17 protein-coding genes are annotated in these 13,065 nt (G+C 54.4%); 3 read left to right on the top strand and 14 right to left on the bottom strand.

Features of this window, described 5'->3' with window-relative positions:
• Positions 1-15: 15 nt before the first annotated feature.
• From HNQ81_RS10720 to HNQ81_RS10680, 9 genes are all read right to left on the bottom strand, one after another.
• On the bottom strand, positions 16-228 hold the full coding sequence (locus tag HNQ81_RS10720; RefSeq protein ID WP_183351209.1) for a hypothetical protein: 213 nt from the start codon (positions 226-228) through the stop codon (positions 16-18).
• A 125-nt stretch (positions 229-353) separates the two neighbouring features.
• Positions 354-935 (bottom strand): DUF3786 domain-containing protein, encoded by a 582-nt coding sequence (locus HNQ81_RS10715; RefSeq protein WP_240191702.1) that lies wholly within the window; start codon positions 933-935, stop codon positions 354-356.
• Positions 936-1,058: 123 nt separating this feature from the next.
• The gene (locus HNQ81_RS10710) at positions 1,059-1,325 is read right to left on the bottom strand and encodes a hypothetical protein (protein ID WP_183351205.1); all 267 of its coding nucleotides are present in this window, start codon (positions 1,323-1,325) and stop codon (positions 1,059-1,061) included.
• Between the two features lie 207 nt (positions 1,326-1,532).
• Positions 1,533-3,125: a phosphoenolpyruvate carboxykinase (ATP) gene (gene pckA, locus HNQ81_RS10705; RefSeq protein WP_183351203.1), complete on the bottom strand. Its 1,593-nt coding sequence runs from the start codon at positions 3,123-3,125 to the stop codon at positions 1,533-1,535.
• 160 nt (positions 3,126-3,285) lie between these two features.
• On the bottom strand, positions 3,286-3,543 hold the full coding sequence (locus tag HNQ81_RS10700) for a hypothetical protein (protein ID WP_183351201.1): 258 nt from the start codon (positions 3,541-3,543) through the stop codon (positions 3,286-3,288).
• 89 nt (positions 3,544-3,632) lie between these two features.
• The gene (locus HNQ81_RS18135; protein WP_183351199.1) at positions 3,633-3,869 is read right to left on the bottom strand and encodes a DUF2703 domain-containing protein; all 237 of its coding nucleotides are present in this window, start codon (positions 3,867-3,869) and stop codon (positions 3,633-3,635) included.
• A 160-nt stretch (positions 3,870-4,029) separates the two neighbouring features.
• Complete coding sequence (gene sodC, locus HNQ81_RS10690; protein WP_183351197.1) at positions 4,030-4,557, bottom strand: superoxide dismutase family protein; 528 nt, start codon at positions 4,555-4,557, stop codon at positions 4,030-4,032.
• Positions 4,558-5,218: 661 nt separating this feature from the next.
• A complete protein-coding gene (locus HNQ81_RS10685) occupies positions 5,219-5,464 on the bottom strand; it encodes a hypothetical protein (protein ID WP_183351195.1) in 246 nt (81 codons plus the stop codon).
• 655 nt (positions 5,465-6,119) lie between these two features.
• Complete coding sequence (locus tag HNQ81_RS10680) at positions 6,120-6,332, bottom strand: hypothetical protein (protein WP_183351193.1); 213 nt, start codon at positions 6,330-6,332, stop codon at positions 6,120-6,122.
• 644 nt (positions 6,333-6,976) lie between these two features.
• On the opposite strand from HNQ81_RS10680, the gene HNQ81_RS10675 reads away from it, so the two are divergent.
• Positions 6,977-8,035: a PAS domain-containing sensor histidine kinase gene (locus HNQ81_RS10675; RefSeq protein ID WP_183351191.1), complete on the top strand. Its 1,059-nt coding sequence runs from the start codon at positions 6,977-6,979 to the stop codon at positions 8,033-8,035.
• A 190-nt stretch (positions 8,036-8,225) separates the two neighbouring features.
• Here HNQ81_RS10675 and HNQ81_RS10670 read toward each other — a convergent pair whose 3' ends face one another.
• From HNQ81_RS10670 to HNQ81_RS10660, 3 genes are all read right to left on the bottom strand, one after another.
• Positions 8,226-8,699, bottom strand: coding sequence for a CreA family protein (locus HNQ81_RS10670; RefSeq protein WP_183351189.1), 474 nt, complete (start codon positions 8,697-8,699; stop codon positions 8,226-8,228).
• A 91-nt stretch (positions 8,700-8,790) separates the two neighbouring features.
• Positions 8,791-9,228 (bottom strand): hypothetical protein, encoded by a 438-nt coding sequence (locus HNQ81_RS10665; protein WP_183351187.1) that lies wholly within the window; start codon positions 9,226-9,228, stop codon positions 8,791-8,793.
• Between the two features lie 197 nt (positions 9,229-9,425).
• Complete coding sequence (locus HNQ81_RS10660; protein WP_183351185.1) at positions 9,426-10,247, bottom strand: nitroreductase family protein; 822 nt, start codon at positions 10,245-10,247, stop codon at positions 9,426-9,428.
• A 760-nt stretch (positions 10,248-11,007) separates the two neighbouring features.
• Here HNQ81_RS10660 and HNQ81_RS10655 point away from each other — a divergent pair.
• Together HNQ81_RS10655 and HNQ81_RS10650 are read left to right on the top strand one after the other, a co-directional pair.
• The gene (locus HNQ81_RS10655; protein WP_205240221.1) at positions 11,008-11,727 is read left to right on the top strand and encodes an AzlC family ABC transporter permease; all 720 of its coding nucleotides are present in this window, start codon (positions 11,008-11,010) and stop codon (positions 11,725-11,727) included.
• A gap of 14 nt (positions 11,728-11,741) precedes the next feature.
• Positions 11,742-12,053, top strand: coding sequence for an AzlD domain-containing protein (locus HNQ81_RS10650; protein WP_183351183.1), 312 nt, complete (start codon positions 11,742-11,744; stop codon positions 12,051-12,053).
• 102 nt (positions 12,054-12,155) lie between these two features.
• Here HNQ81_RS10650 and HNQ81_RS10645 read toward each other — a convergent pair whose 3' ends face one another.
• Positions 12,156-12,446, bottom strand: coding sequence for a hypothetical protein (locus HNQ81_RS10645; RefSeq protein ID WP_183351182.1), 291 nt, complete (start codon positions 12,444-12,446; stop codon positions 12,156-12,158).
• A gap of 53 nt (positions 12,447-12,499) precedes the next feature.
• On the bottom strand, positions 12,500-12,982 hold the full coding sequence (locus tag HNQ81_RS10640) for a lipocalin-like domain-containing protein (RefSeq protein WP_183351180.1): 483 nt from the start codon (positions 12,980-12,982) through the stop codon (positions 12,500-12,502).
• Positions 12,983-13,065 lie beyond the last annotated feature (83 nt).

The following is a 13,065-nucleotide window of genomic DNA, read 5'->3' as shown; positions in this document are numbered from 1 at the left end:
GGATTTGCCCCGCTTTTAGTCGACCTGGTCCGGACTGCACAGCGTCGCCGAGTCTGCTGAAAAACTGCCGCAGATAGTACAGACGAAGTTCATCTCCACCAGTTTGCCGTCGCAGATATCCTCCGGTGAAGCGCCGCAGAACTTGTGGTTCAGCGCCTCATCGGTTGGGTTGCAGAGTTTGCTGGAATCTTCGGCGGATGCACCGCAATTTCGGCATGAATACACCATTGGGGGCCCTCCTCTTGCTAAAAAAGCACGACAATCCTGTTTCCCGCCGCCACGATTCTGCGACGGCGCCGCGTATGTTCCATGGTATTGAAATGACACAATCCATTCGGGATATACCGGTTCGATCAGTCGGACATCTCTCCCAGCCGCTCGCAGATCCCGACGGCTGCCGCAAAGACGATATCGGTTGCCAGATGCTGGGCTATGGTTTGATCGAACAGAACCTTCGCCTCTGCCGGAAATTCCTCGTCACCTTCCCAGTACAGGACAGCAATCGGAGTTCGTGGCGTTATCGCAAAGACAAAGGCGGCGTCGGCGAGGTCGAGGGGAAGGCCTCCCAGCTGTTCGCATCGGTTTTTGAAGGCTTGGAGATCGTTGCCGAAACTCCCCGACAATGATTCCGTCGGGATGGCATGGGGACCACGGAAAAAAGTGGCGCCGCCCGGGATATCCTTCTCGGAAATCCATTGCCCTGCCGGTGTGATCGCCTTGGCCCGAAGAAGATAGTGGACGAGGAAGAGGTCGAAATAGGGGTGTAGCTTTTCGGCCCCGTCGCCGGCAGGCTCGACCTGCATCAGGTGCGGATAGACCCTGTAGTTCTGATCCCAGACGGCGACGGTGTAGAACCTGTTTGCCCCATCGTAGGTACATGAAGCCCGCGTACAGACCTCGGCGGGATCAAGTGTCGAGAGTTGTTTAAAATACATCCTGTCGATCAAGTCCGGCATACGCTGTTTATAAAGGTTGCCTGAGTAAACGAAGGGACCGTCTGGCCGGACGGCCCCCTTGCTGATTGTCAACGCACGCTGTTCTCCATGGCTTCCCGGGTGTCAGTGGTCGCTGCAGGTCAGCAGGTCGAAGTTGTGTCTGAGTTGTCCCACCTGCACGCCGAGAGGGATGCACAGCTTTCCTTCGAGGCAGACGCTCGCCTCATCAACGTCGACGAATGTACGTAAATGACGATCCTCATGGTGCAGGTCCACGGTCCATGCCTGGACCTTGTCATCAAATTCGACATCAAAGTCGATCCCGCATGCTCCGACCTTGGGGAGGACCTCCTCTATTTTTCTGCATAGTGCTTCTTTGGTTATCTTCATCGCAACCTCCTTTCTTCACAATGAATGACACAGCAGAGTCGAAACTCTACTGATACTTTCACTATAAGGATGAGCCCAGGATAAACAAGAAGCGTGGCGGCGTGGCGATTTCGACAAGGACCCGGTGGTCGGGATTCGGTCCGCAGAAAGAACCGGACGGCTCCAGGCGCGAAGGCACGCGGTCGGAGTCGTCCGGTGGAGTGGTGTTCACATGACATTGGCCACATCGGCGGTGACATCCGGTTCGTACTTTCTGAAATTTTCCTTGAACATTCCCACCAGCCTGGTTGCCGTTTCGTCATACCCGGCCTTGTCGGCCCAGGTATTGCGCGGATTGAGAACCCCGGTCGGCACCCCGGCGCAACTGGTCGGGATGTCGAGGCCGAAGAAGGCATCCTTCTCGAAAGTCCCGGCATTGAGGGAGCCGTTCAAGGCCGCATTGACCAGGGCCCGGGAGTAGCCGATCTTCATCCGCGAGCCGACGCCGTACGCTCCGCCGCTCCAGCCGGTATTGACCAGCCAGCAGGTGACGTTGTGCCTGGCGATCTTGGTGCGCAGCAGCTCGCCGTACACGGTCGGGTTGAGCGGCATGAACGGGCCGCCGAAACAGGTGGAAAAGGTGGCGGTCGGTTCGGTGATCCCGGCCTCGGTTCCGGCCACCTTGGCGGTATAGCCGGAGAGGAAGTGGAACATCGCCTGAGCCGGGGTCAGGCGGGCGATCGGCGGCAGGACGCCGAAGGCGTCGCAGGTCAGCATGACGATGTTGGCCGGATGGCCGCCGCAGCCGCTGCCGACAATATTGGGGATGTGGGTCAGCGGGTAGGAAGCGCGGGTGTTTTCGGTGAACGAGTCGTCGGCCAGGTCGATTCGGCGGGTAAAGGTATCGATCGCCACGTTTTCGAGGACGGTGCCGAAACGGCGGGTCGTTTCGTAGATTTCCGGTTCGGCTTCCCTGGAGAGATTGATGATCTTGGCATAGCAGCCGCCCTCGAAGTTGAACACCCCCTTGTCGTCCCAGCCATGCTCGTCATCGCCGATCAGCGAGCGGTTCGGGTCGGCGGAGAGGGTTGTCTTGCCGGTGCCGGACAGGCCGAAGAAGACCGCGGTGTCGCCCTGCGGCCCGACATTGGCGGAACAGTGCATGGCCATGATCTTCTTTTCCACCGGCAGCAGATAATTGAGGATGGTGAAAATCCCCTTCTTGATCTCGCCGGCATAGCTGGTGCCGCCGGAGATGATCATCCGGCGGGCGAAGTTGATGATGATGAAGGTCTCGGAATTGGTGCCGTCGATCGAGGGGAGGGCGTGGAAGTCGGGCATGTTGACGACGGTGAACCGGGGTGCGTGGTGCTGCAGTTCCTCCTCCGTCGCATTGATGAACATGTTGCGGGCGAACAGGGAGTGCCAGGCCTTCTCGGTGACGACCCGGATCGGCAGCCGGTGCTCCCGGTCGGCGCCGGCAAAGCAGTCCTGGACGAACAGGTCGCGTCCCTGCATGTAGGCGCACATCCGTTTGTACAGCTCATCGAACTTCAGCGGGGCGAAGGGCCGATTGACCTTGCCCCAGGCGATGTTGTCGTGGCTGGTCGGCTCGTCGACGATGAACTTCTCGTTGGCGGCCCGGCCGGTGTAATGTCCGGTTTTGACCGCGACGGCACCGAGGTGGGAAATCAGGCCTTCGCCGCGTTTGACGATCTGCTCGTACAGTGCCGATGTCGGCGGCGTCCAGTAAATCAAGTTGGCATTGGTGATGCCATGCGCTTCGAGCCCCGTGCCTCTGGTGATGTCGTTCAATCTCATTGTTCCGCCCCCCTGTTGTCGAATTTTGTCCTGTGGATCAATCCTGTGACTTCGTTGTTGAGCCGTCAATTGATACAGCCGAGCATCCCGGTTGCCGAAGCGGACGATGGATGCGGTCGCGTGGCATCAAGACCGGATCCATGGGTTGTGGCGGTGCCGGTTATTCAGGATGCGGCCATCGGCCGTACTTCTCTTCGACCAGGTAACAAAAGCGGTCCCATTCCACCTCCCGGCCCGTGAAGGGGCAGCGGAGCCTGACCTTGCGCTCGCCTACGCCGATGACCTCCCAGTCTCCATGGCGGGGGCCACTTTCGATAAATATCCGGTGGCCGACCTGCAGGGGATAGGGCTTGAAAACCACAAAAGCGGATTCGGTGCCTTCTCCGCGGGAAGAGGGGGTGACGTTATCATCGGTCATGAGGTGTTCTCCTGTCATTTTGGGAGTGTACGGTTGAATTCCGCGTTTGCAGCGGCTGTGAATTTGTGAAAAAGAGGTTCATCTATCAATTATAGGGGACAGGGGAGAGGCGGGTCAAGCACCGAACAGGGCCGCTGCCGCCAGGAGACTTGCATTGGAAAGTCGATGGCTTCCGTTTTCAAATCGACGGCGATGCCGAGTTCTGCCAGGGCCTTCTCGATCTTCTGGAACGTGTTCGAAACCGTATCACCGGTGGATTGGCAACGGGGGCATGTCCGACCTTTTTCATCAACGAGTCGCTGCCATCGAATTGTCAGTATTCTCATTAGGTTTTTCGTTTAAAATGCTGATTAGATGTTGTTTTCCCGCATAGAGGATACCGCTGCCCGGATGCGCATGGACACCCCTCCGCAGGCGATTGCCGACGTCGACCGCAACGGAGGGGTCAGGTTAACCCGTGCCGGCAAGGGGATTCCGCTTCCCGGACTATTCGATGACACCGCAGGCGATACGTGCCCCTCCACCCCCCAGCGGGGCCGGTTGATCGGCATAGTTGTCTCCTCCGGCATGGATCATCAGTGACCGGTTCCTGACATTCGACAACTTGAGCCTCGGAGCCGTCATGGCGGTTGTGGCACGGCCATCGGCATCTACGCTGAGTGCAGGGAGGTCGCCGAGATGTCCCCTGCCCGCAAAGCCTTCATGTTTTCCAGTTCCCTCCGGATCATAATGACCGCCGGCGGCAAGACCTGGAACCACCTTGCCGTCCTTTGCAACTGCGGCGCAGTCGGGGTTGTGGTGAATATGAAAACCGTGGAGCCCCGGCGTCAGATCGGTGAGCTTCGGGGTAAGGACCAGTCCATCCGGTCCTTCGGATAGCGCAACGGTGCCGATGCTCCTGCCGACCCCTTGTTCGTCGATCAAATTCATCGTAACCGTCGAGTCTGCGGCAAAGGCCGGGGGTGTGGCGATGAATCCAGCGATGATCGCGGCAAACAACAGCAGTCGTTTCATGTATCTTCCTCCCTCATGGTTTGAGCGTCTATTCCATTGGATGTGGAGTTTTATCAGATGAGAACAATCCAATGGCCCGATTGGCGATCAACGGTAAATTGCTATGGTCACAGCAAAAAACCTTTATCTGCCACTATCCGTCTCTCCAGAAGATACAGAACAGTATAAGTCCTTCCCCCGGTGAAGTGAAGGAGTCCATCCATGAACTTTGGGTATCACATTCAAAGGATGCATCGACGGTGTCGCCGATGTTTTACTTGGCGCGGTCGACCAGGTGCCGACAGCGGGCGTTGCCGGAATCGATCCGCAAGGCCCGTCCGAAATGGGTCTTGCCCGTCCGAGGTTGCCCGGGCGCAGGGATGGTGGTGGGTTGGCCGTGTTCGCGCCGGCAGCGGATATATTCGCGTGGGTTGAAGGGGGAAACAGCGAGCCATGAGGCAGCGATTGCCGGAACTGGAAATACAAGCGACGGCTCTTTCAAGTTGTTGCGGGCGAGGTGTTTCAGACCTTGCCCCCAACAGGACGTTGACGCCATGGATATCGCTGTTCCCCGGGGTACGAAATCAGCAGGGTGGGCTCTCTCTTCCGGGCTGGATTCCGGGACCGGGAAAACCTGATCGCATCAGGGCGGTTGCACTACCGGTTGCGTCAGGATCTCCCGTTACAGGCTTGCCTTCAATGGACACAGTTCCCATGAAAACGTGAGGCCATCGCCATGGATTGTCATTACCCCGCAGACGTCAAGCCCGGAGCAGTATTCGAAGTTTTTGGCAATCGGGTAAATATGCTCTTTCCGGATCTCCACCACCTTCGGTTTGGTGGTTATTTGCTGAATCAAAACGGTCTCTGTTTTTTGCGTAACCGGACACAGATATCTTTCCCCGACATGGTCGATAATCTGGATCATTCAACCCTCCTTTTTTGGTGGTCTACTTCGGGCGTGCACGTACAGAACTGGTTTTTTACCTCACCGTATACAAATTGATTCCAAAAAAATTTCAGCAAACAGCCTCTGCGCAGGAGCGTCGATGAGATCGAATGGCGGAGGTGCCTGATTGTTTTTTGCCGGCACATGCTGAACCGCGATGCCAGGAAGGGGCGGAAAGGGAAGAGAGCGGTCCTGGGCCTGGAAGAGTTTGGAGATCACAGTCAGCACCATTACCTAACAGTTGATGGGCGACTTTCGCAAGGAAAAATAGTATGTGAATTTAACCTATTGTTATAAAAAGAAAAAAACGGGAGGGTTGAAACGTGTTGCGCCGTCTGGGTTCAAGGTGTTGTCAGGTTACGAGGTATTCGGCGCGCCGAATGCCGAATCAAAGGGGGAGGGGTTTTCGGAACAAGATTGGCAAGCGCATTGCTGATCTTGCTGCAGGTGCAGGTAAGGCCGGTTTTTGATCTGGTTCCAGTAGCGACAGCGACCGGAGAGCCCTTGGCGGAAGAGGTTGGTGAACTCGGGGAAACGGTGCATCTTCCCGTTCCCGTCTCGGAAAGGGGAGTTGGAAAAAGAATGGACGGAGATCCGGGGATTGCACGATCACCGTCCATCCCCTTGTTGTAATTCATCTGATTTCGATCGGGACGCACAGATTATCCGAGGATGCCGAAACGCTGCCGCAGGCATCGCAGGAAAATTTGATTTCATCGATTTTTTCGCTGCAAACTTTCTCCGCAGTAACGGCACATGCATTTTCGAGTTCGATTTCGTTTGCCGGATTACAGAGTTTGCTGCGTTCTTTTGCCGTAACACCGCAGTTTTGACATGTATAGGTCATGGGTAGCCTCCATATGTTTGAGTTGTTCGACAGCCTCTTTCCTTCACTCCCGGAATTCCGGGAGGCTCCCGGCAGTCTGGCTTTTGCAGATCAAATTTCAAAAATCAACACATCTGTCGGGAGAAACAGGCTGTCTTTCTGAGAAGTTAAGGGGAGGTTGCCGTGTTGTCAATATGTGTCAGTGGCAGGAACTGCAATGCCTTTTCTTGCCAGATGAGCAGAAAATCAGCTATGTTAGGTATCTGACAGGTATAACATGGCATATCCGGCAGGGACATCGCCGGGCTGAAGGAAATGGCATGAAGATCATGTGAACTGGCGAGAAATGCCGTAACGAATGACCCCGGTTGTCGGCATATTGAGGGGACCTTGCAAGTGCAGAGTTTTTATCATTGTCTGGTGCGCGTTTCTGTTTCCATATTCCGATATCGCAACATATACTTTTGAAGAGAATGCCTCGTTGGATTGCAGTTGGTGGATAACGACCGGGAAGTCGGCAGCGAAAAAACACAGAGAATTTTTGTCTGCACGCCTTGGGGAAGAACGAATTATATCTTGCTTGCAAGGTGAACCGATTTTGAAAACTCTCCTGGAAAGCGGTGGTACATCGGCCACTTTATCCTTCTTTACGGAGGTGCACAGGCATGGCAAATAATTTCAGCCAAAGGTGCCCGGAGATGATGGCGCTGTTGCGCCATACAGAAGATTCCATATTCTTCAAGGATATGGACGGAAGATTTGTCCTGGTGAGCGAGTCCAAGGCAAGGAGATCAGGGGTGCGGTGGGAGGATATGATCGGGAAAACCGATTTTGATTTTCTTCCCCAAGATGAGGCCATACGATGCCGTGATGATGAAATATTCGTTATGGAGACAGGTGAGGCGATTCTGGACAAGGAGGAAGAACTGACTCGTCCGGACGGATCCCACACCTGGGTTTCAGTCTCTAAATTTCCGTGGAAACATACCAGCGGAGAGATTATCGGAGTGATTGGAATTTCCCGAAATATCTCTAAACGAAAAAATCTGGAACACCATATCTTGCAAATGCTTTCGATAGCAACGCACGATATGCGATCGCCGATCGTGTCAATTGCTTCAACCATCAAGTTGTTGTCAAGGGGAAGATTTGGAGAGGTGAGCGAAAGCGTGAAGCAGACGCTCAACGATGTCTTCAACCGCATGGTGAAACTCGAGAAAATTGTCGGGGAATATTTGACCAAATCATGCGTGATGAATTCCACTCGAGTTGGCAGGAAAGAAAAACTCGATCTCCGGGAGGATATCATAGATCCTCTTCTTGAGGAGTTTTCACAGGAAATCGAGAATGGCGAGATTTTGATCGACAATCGGCTCGGTGGCATACCAGGTGATAAGATTTTCATCTCCGCCAACAAGAATTGGCTCGTGATCGTTTATCGAAATCTTCTTTCCAACGCTATACGGTATACCCCAAGAGGGGGAGTCATTGCCTACGGTTTTGAGGACAAAGGGGAGATGTATCAACTCAACGTTTTCAATAGCGGTCAATCAATTCCCGAGGAGAAGAGAAAATCGATATTTGAAATGTATGAGAGCGAGTCCAGCACTGGGATTGGATTACCTGTCATCCGTGAGCTTGTACGGCGTCACGGGGGAGATCTGTGGTACGAGGATTCCCCGGGGGGGCATCCTAATTTTGTCTTCACTCTTCCCAAAGAATAATGAGGTTGTACCGGTATCTACGGATGGGACGGGTCGTGTTCCAGAAATGCCGGTCAGGTTGCGACAGGAAGAGTTTATGGCTTTGCCCGAAAAAGCTCGCCCGGTCGGCAGTATCGATGGGGATTGGGCGAGTCGGTAGGTGCACAATAAGGGATTGTGTGTTGGTGGGAGATTGATTCCCGTCCCTGCACTACTTGCCGCCCCAAGGCATAATGGGCACTGTGGAGATGGCGTTGTCGGGGCTTCCTTCGATCACTCTCTTGCTGATGGCCAGGTAGACCAGGGTGTTGTGCTTTTTGTCGAACATCCGGATGACCTTGGTGTTCTTGAAGAAAGCGCTGGTCTTCTCGCTGAAGACATTCTGCTGGGCCGGCAACTTGGCAGGCAGCGTAACAGGTCCGGTCTGCCGGCAGGCGATGGAAAAACGTGAAGGGTCTTCGGTGAGACCGACCACACTGGCCCAACCACCTTTTCGGGCCTGGCTGATATGGCAGGTGACACCGGCCACCTTCGGGTCCTCGAACGCCGAGACGCAGACCGAATCGTTGGGGCTCAACAACTTGAACGTCGTGTCCAGGCATCCCAGATCTTCGGCCGGGACCAGACTGGGTCCGGCAAGCAGCAGGAAAAGATTGAGCACCACTGCCTTCACTGGATTTCTCATATAGCTCCTCGTGTTTCTTGCTCCTCTCCGGGCGTGGGTACAGGCGTCACGACAGCCAGTTTGATGCCCGTCGCCACAGAATCGGCTGCAATCATCGTCCCTCGATTTCAGCCGCTTTTTCCTCATACCACTCTGAAAGCTGCTGTTGTTTTTCTTCGAATTTGAATTCGAGGTCATCGCGTTTTTCCCGATATTTTTCCTCAGCCGCCGCCGGATCGTCCTCTTCGGCGATATCGCGTTGAAATTCTTGATTTATCCCTTCCAACTCACGGTTATACTCTTGTTCCAGCTTGTTACGTTCACGATCTCTTTCGACATCGAGTTGGTTCATTTCCTGATAATATTCATTGTTGTCCCGGGTATCTTTCCAGCCATCCCCATTCCGGGGGTATTCTATGTTATCATCCTTGTCGGCAAGTGCGGTGTCGGGGTTGACGAGGCCGCCGGGGATACCGGGCAGCACTCCGCAATAAAGGACGATGACCAATGCCAGCAGGAAAACAGGAGTTTTTGAGGTGATCGAGTTCATTGTCGTTACCCGGTTAAAAATTTTGAGGGTTGTGAAAAGTGCTGAGCCAAGGTCAGCTCTATCAATGCAGGGAACTTTGATGAGCCACATCCCAGGCAAGGGGCTGCAACAGCAACAGGGGGATCCGACCCATGGATCTTGATCCTGGAATAAACCGGAGCGGCCCTGATTTGTACGGCTGGTATGTCCTCCGGATCTCAACCCCAATGGATCACCGGCGGTTTGCGCTCCGGCAGGCGGTAATATCGGACCTTGGAGTAGCCGATCATCAGCGGAAAATGATACGGGTAGTCGCGTGGAATGCCCACTGCCTGCTTCAGGGCGGGGTTGGCGAGCATCGCTCCCTGCAGCAGCCCGGCCCAGCATGTTCCCAGCCCATATTTGGGAGCGGCCAGTTCCAGGTAACTGAGGGCCAGGGTGACATCGATAAGGCGGACGGATTCAGGGCCCTTGGCCATCGCTGTAACCAGGCAGGGAGCGGAGCGCAGGATTGAATCGACGCCGGCATCCCAGGCGTTCACCAGCACTTGATAGTAGGGCATCACCGTCGCTTTGGGGTCCTGCAGCAAGGAGCCCATCCAGTCGATAACCTTGGCGGAGATCGCCTCCAGCCGTTGCCGATCGTCGATGACCAGCCACTCCACCAGTCGGGCATTGCTGGCCGACGGAGCATAGCGGGCGGTCTCGATCAACCGCTGCATTGTGGTCCGTTCCACCGGCTTGTTCTTGAACTGCCGGATCGAGCGCCGTGAGCGGAGGAATTGATCGGCCTGAGCCGATGATATGACGAGCGCTTCGTCGAGGGCCGTACACGAGGCCAACGGCACCTCGGAGTGATCCAGGGCGCCGTGCGGACAAACCGCAACGCAGTGGCCGCAGCGGATACACGCGGCTTCGTTGGCGGCCGCAATCTCCGGGAAGTGGCCTTTCCCCTCGAAGTGAATGATCCCCATCGGGCAGTCGGCGGCGCACAGGCCATCCTGGGCGCATTTTTTCTGGTCGATGATCAGCATGCTCATAGGAAACCTCATTTCTGGTTCGGCGATACTCTCGGGACAACGCCACAAAAGATTGAACCTGCAGCCTGTCCCTGATTTCTGAAATTTTGACCGATGCGGACCTTGGTCAAAGATTTCGCACTCTGTCTAAGGTGTCCGATATTTTAATGGATATCAAAATGTGCCGTGATCAGCTGGAGTGTGCGGCATGATTGGTCTATACGGCCGATATGGAAGCGTGATGTGATATCGGCCGGGCCGAATCCCGTCCACTGCTGATATTTCATTGTAATTTGATTTACTTTTTTAACCACTCAAATCGAAAACACCTTGCCGGCAAACGGTACAAAGCAGAAATATATCAGGAAGATGAGTCTTTGCAGTTGTGTATTTTTGTTTCTGGCAGAGGATTTCGGCTCGTTGCGACGGACGTCGGGGTTCAGTCCTCCTCCTGTAACGTGCCTGGGGATGGCCACGATCCGGCGTCAGGACAGGTAACTCCTCAGTACGGCAGGCAAACGGCAAATCAATCCTGGTTGGCACAAGAGCGCCGCTATCGAGATCCGCGCATCAGGAAAAATGGGGAAGATCTGTCAGGATCGCACCGCGAAGAGGGAACGCCAACGATCGTTGGCCGCCGGCCGCCGGCAACCTCTGCCGGTATCAAAGAGTCGAATCTGACTCTGCACTAATCTGTCATATGGTGTAAAATCCAAGGTTGGCGATACATGTCTGATAATCCTGTTTGCAAATCCATCTCCTGGGAAATACGGAGGTTATTATGAGCGATATCATATCGATACAGAATGCATCGATTTCCACCAGCATGTACCGAGGGGCGATGGCCAATATCCCTCTCGCGGTCAGCGCCGTCACCTACGGCGGGGTCCTTGGTGTCCTCAGTGCCCAGAAAGGCGTGACCTGGGCCGAGATGTCGGCGATGAATGTCCTGATGTTTGCCGGTTCGGCACAATTCGTGATGGTCGATATGTGGCAGGCGCCGCTGTCGGTCATGGCCGTCGCGATGGCCGTCTTCATCATCAATCTGCGCTATCTGCTGATCGGCGCCTCGCTGCATCCGGTCTTCGCCGGCCATTCGCTGTGGCGCAAGGCGCTGCTGATGCATCTGGTCGCCGACGAGAACTGGGCGGTGACGATTGCCGAGCATCGAAAGAACGGCACCAACCCCTATTTTCTCTTCGGCGGCGGGTTGCTGCTGCTCTGCGCCTGGTCCTGCGGCACGCTTGGGGGAAATCTGCTCGGCAGTTTCATCACCCAGCCCGAAAAATACGCGCTGGATTTCGCCTTCGTCGCGGTCTTCGCCGCCTTGACTCTGAGCCTGTGGCGGGGAAGGAACGATGGGCTACCGTGGGCCGCCGCTATCGTCCTGGCGCTGGTGAGCGAAAAATTCCTTCCCGGAAAGTGGTACATTGTCATCGGCGGCGTGGGTGGGGCGATGGTTGCCGGCGTCATTGAATATCTGCGATTACAGAAGCGGTAACGGGAGCCAAGCGCATGTCAGCCAATCTGTTTATTGAAAATGGGCCTGCGGCAATCATTGCCGCTTCGCTTATCACGTATTGCTTCCGTTTCGGTGGGCTCCTGCTGGCGGACCGGCTGCCACGCACCGGCCCGCTGCGGATGTTTCTCGATGCGCTGCCGGGGACCATTCTGGTGTCGCTGGTCGTTCCCAGCGCGGTTCACAGTGGTTGGCAGGGTGTGGTCGGGGTAGTGGCATGTCTGGCCGTCTATATGGGCACACGGCGCTTGCTGCTGACGATGTTCAGCGGCGTGCTGACTGTATATCTGTTGCGTCTGGTGGGCTGACCGCAACAGCAACGACTCAAGCAACGACAGCCCCGGTGCAGTCTGTGTAGTACAGACAGATGACCGTTGCGTCGCAGGCGAGATGATTTTCCTGGCTGAGGCTCACGTCCGCTTCGACAGGAAAGTTTTTTTCTTACCGTCGCGATGGCTAAAATACAGCCAACTATTGACCACAGCAGACAGTACGATAGGGGCCAAAAAAGGAGATGGGTTGAGCGGTCCCATCATCGCTGTAAAGATGGTTGCAATGATCCAGGTGAACAGGAACCAGATAAGAAGCACCTTTTTGGGAACAATTTTCCTGTTAAATACAAGTGCAATGGAGAAAAAACAAAGAAATACTAATGGAAGTGTTCCGATGAACGATAATAGAAACAATACAAACACATTCATGCTGTCAAATTCCTGAATTCAAGGTTCACTGATCCATACAATGTCGCAGATCATTATACCACATTTTTTGATAAAACGTGCCGTCTCCAGATAAGTTTTGTTTCGTAGACATTCCCTGATTTAGTAGTTTCACGTTCTGTCGTAAGTTCTATTTCATTTTCACTTAGAAAATTCAAATTACGGACAAAGGTCGTGCCAATTTTCGTCGGAGCCGAGCAGAATTCGATAAAATGGCTTACCTTATTTCCGTCAAGCTCCCATCGTCCTGCGTAAGCAAAAAATCTGTCAGACTCCTCCACCGCATTCTTTCCGGTTCGTGCCCAATCTGGATCCATTAAAAAGGCCGACATGCGACCATCGTTCGTGTACTGAATCTGTCCCGACGGTGGATCACCAAAGGTTCGGGATATGACATTATTTCGAGATTGAATGGAAGATATGAGTGTCCATGCACCAACCAGTTTATCTGTATTCATTTTTTCACCCTCTTTGATCGGCGAACGCACCGGAATGGCAATTTTTTTTCTGATTACCACTGAAACTCAGCCTCGACAGATTTATCCGTGATGGGACTCTATCTGTCCTACCAACCATGGTAAGGTACTCTCTCAGAACAACC

The sequence above is a fragment of the Desulfoprunum benzoelyticum genome (assembly GCF_014201505.1).
In the GTDB taxonomy this organism is placed as follows: Bacteria; Desulfobacterota; Desulfobulbia; order Desulfobulbales; family Desulfocapsaceae; genus Desulfoprunum; species Desulfoprunum benzoelyticum.
This window is presented reverse-complemented; position numbering and strand designations above follow the sequence as displayed.

What these genes read in the sequence shown, in the direction of transcription:
- HNQ81_RS10720 (WP_183351209.1), bottom strand. Translation starts at nt 228, where the DNA reads ATGGTGTATTCATGCCGAAATTGCGGTGCATCCGCCGAAGATTCCAGC.
- HNQ81_RS10715 (WP_240191702.1), bottom strand. Translation starts at nt 935, where the DNA reads ATGTATTTTAAACAACTCTCGACACTTGATCCCGCCGAGGTCTGTACG.
- HNQ81_RS10710 (WP_183351205.1), bottom strand. Translation starts at nt 1,325, where the DNA reads ATGAAGATAACCAAAGAAGCACTATGCAGAAAAATAGAGGAGGTCCTC.
- pckA (WP_183351203.1), bottom strand. Translation starts at nt 3,125, where the DNA reads ATGAGATTGAACGACATCACCAGAGGCACGGGGCTCGAAGCGCATGGC.
- HNQ81_RS10700 (WP_183351201.1), bottom strand. Translation starts at nt 3,543, where the DNA reads ATGACCGATGATAACGTCACCCCCTCTTCCCGCGGAGAAGGCACCGAA.
- HNQ81_RS18135 (WP_183351199.1), bottom strand. Translation starts at nt 3,869, where the DNA reads ATGAGAATACTGACAATTCGATGGCAGCGACTCGTTGATGAAAAAGGT.
- sodC (WP_183351197.1), bottom strand. Translation starts at nt 4,557, where the DNA reads ATGAAACGACTGCTGTTGTTTGCCGCGATCATCGCTGGATTCATCGCC.
- HNQ81_RS10685 (WP_183351195.1), bottom strand. Translation starts at nt 5,464, where the DNA reads ATGATCCAGATTATCGACCATGTCGGGGAAAGATATCTGTGTCCGGTT.
- HNQ81_RS10680 (WP_183351193.1), bottom strand. Translation starts at nt 6,332, where the DNA reads ATGACCTATACATGTCAAAACTGCGGTGTTACGGCAAAAGAACGCAGC.
- HNQ81_RS10675 (WP_183351191.1), top strand. Translation starts at nt 6,977, where the DNA reads ATGGCAAATAATTTCAGCCAAAGGTGCCCGGAGATGATGGCGCTGTTG.
- HNQ81_RS10670 (WP_183351189.1), bottom strand. Translation starts at nt 8,699, where the DNA reads ATGAGAAATCCAGTGAAGGCAGTGGTGCTCAATCTTTTCCTGCTGCTT.
- HNQ81_RS10665 (WP_183351187.1), bottom strand. Translation starts at nt 9,228, where the DNA reads ATGAACTCGATCACCTCAAAAACTCCTGTTTTCCTGCTGGCATTGGTC.
- HNQ81_RS10660 (WP_183351185.1), bottom strand. Translation starts at nt 10,247, where the DNA reads ATGAGCATGCTGATCATCGACCAGAAAAAATGCGCCCAGGATGGCCTG.
- HNQ81_RS10655 (WP_205240221.1), top strand. Translation starts at nt 11,008, where the DNA reads ATGAGCGATATCATATCGATACAGAATGCATCGATTTCCACCAGCATG.
- HNQ81_RS10650 (WP_183351183.1), top strand. Translation starts at nt 11,742, where the DNA reads ATGTCAGCCAATCTGTTTATTGAAAATGGGCCTGCGGCAATCATTGCC.
- HNQ81_RS10645 (WP_183351182.1), bottom strand. Translation starts at nt 12,446, where the DNA reads ATGAATGTGTTTGTATTGTTTCTATTATCGTTCATCGGAACACTTCCA.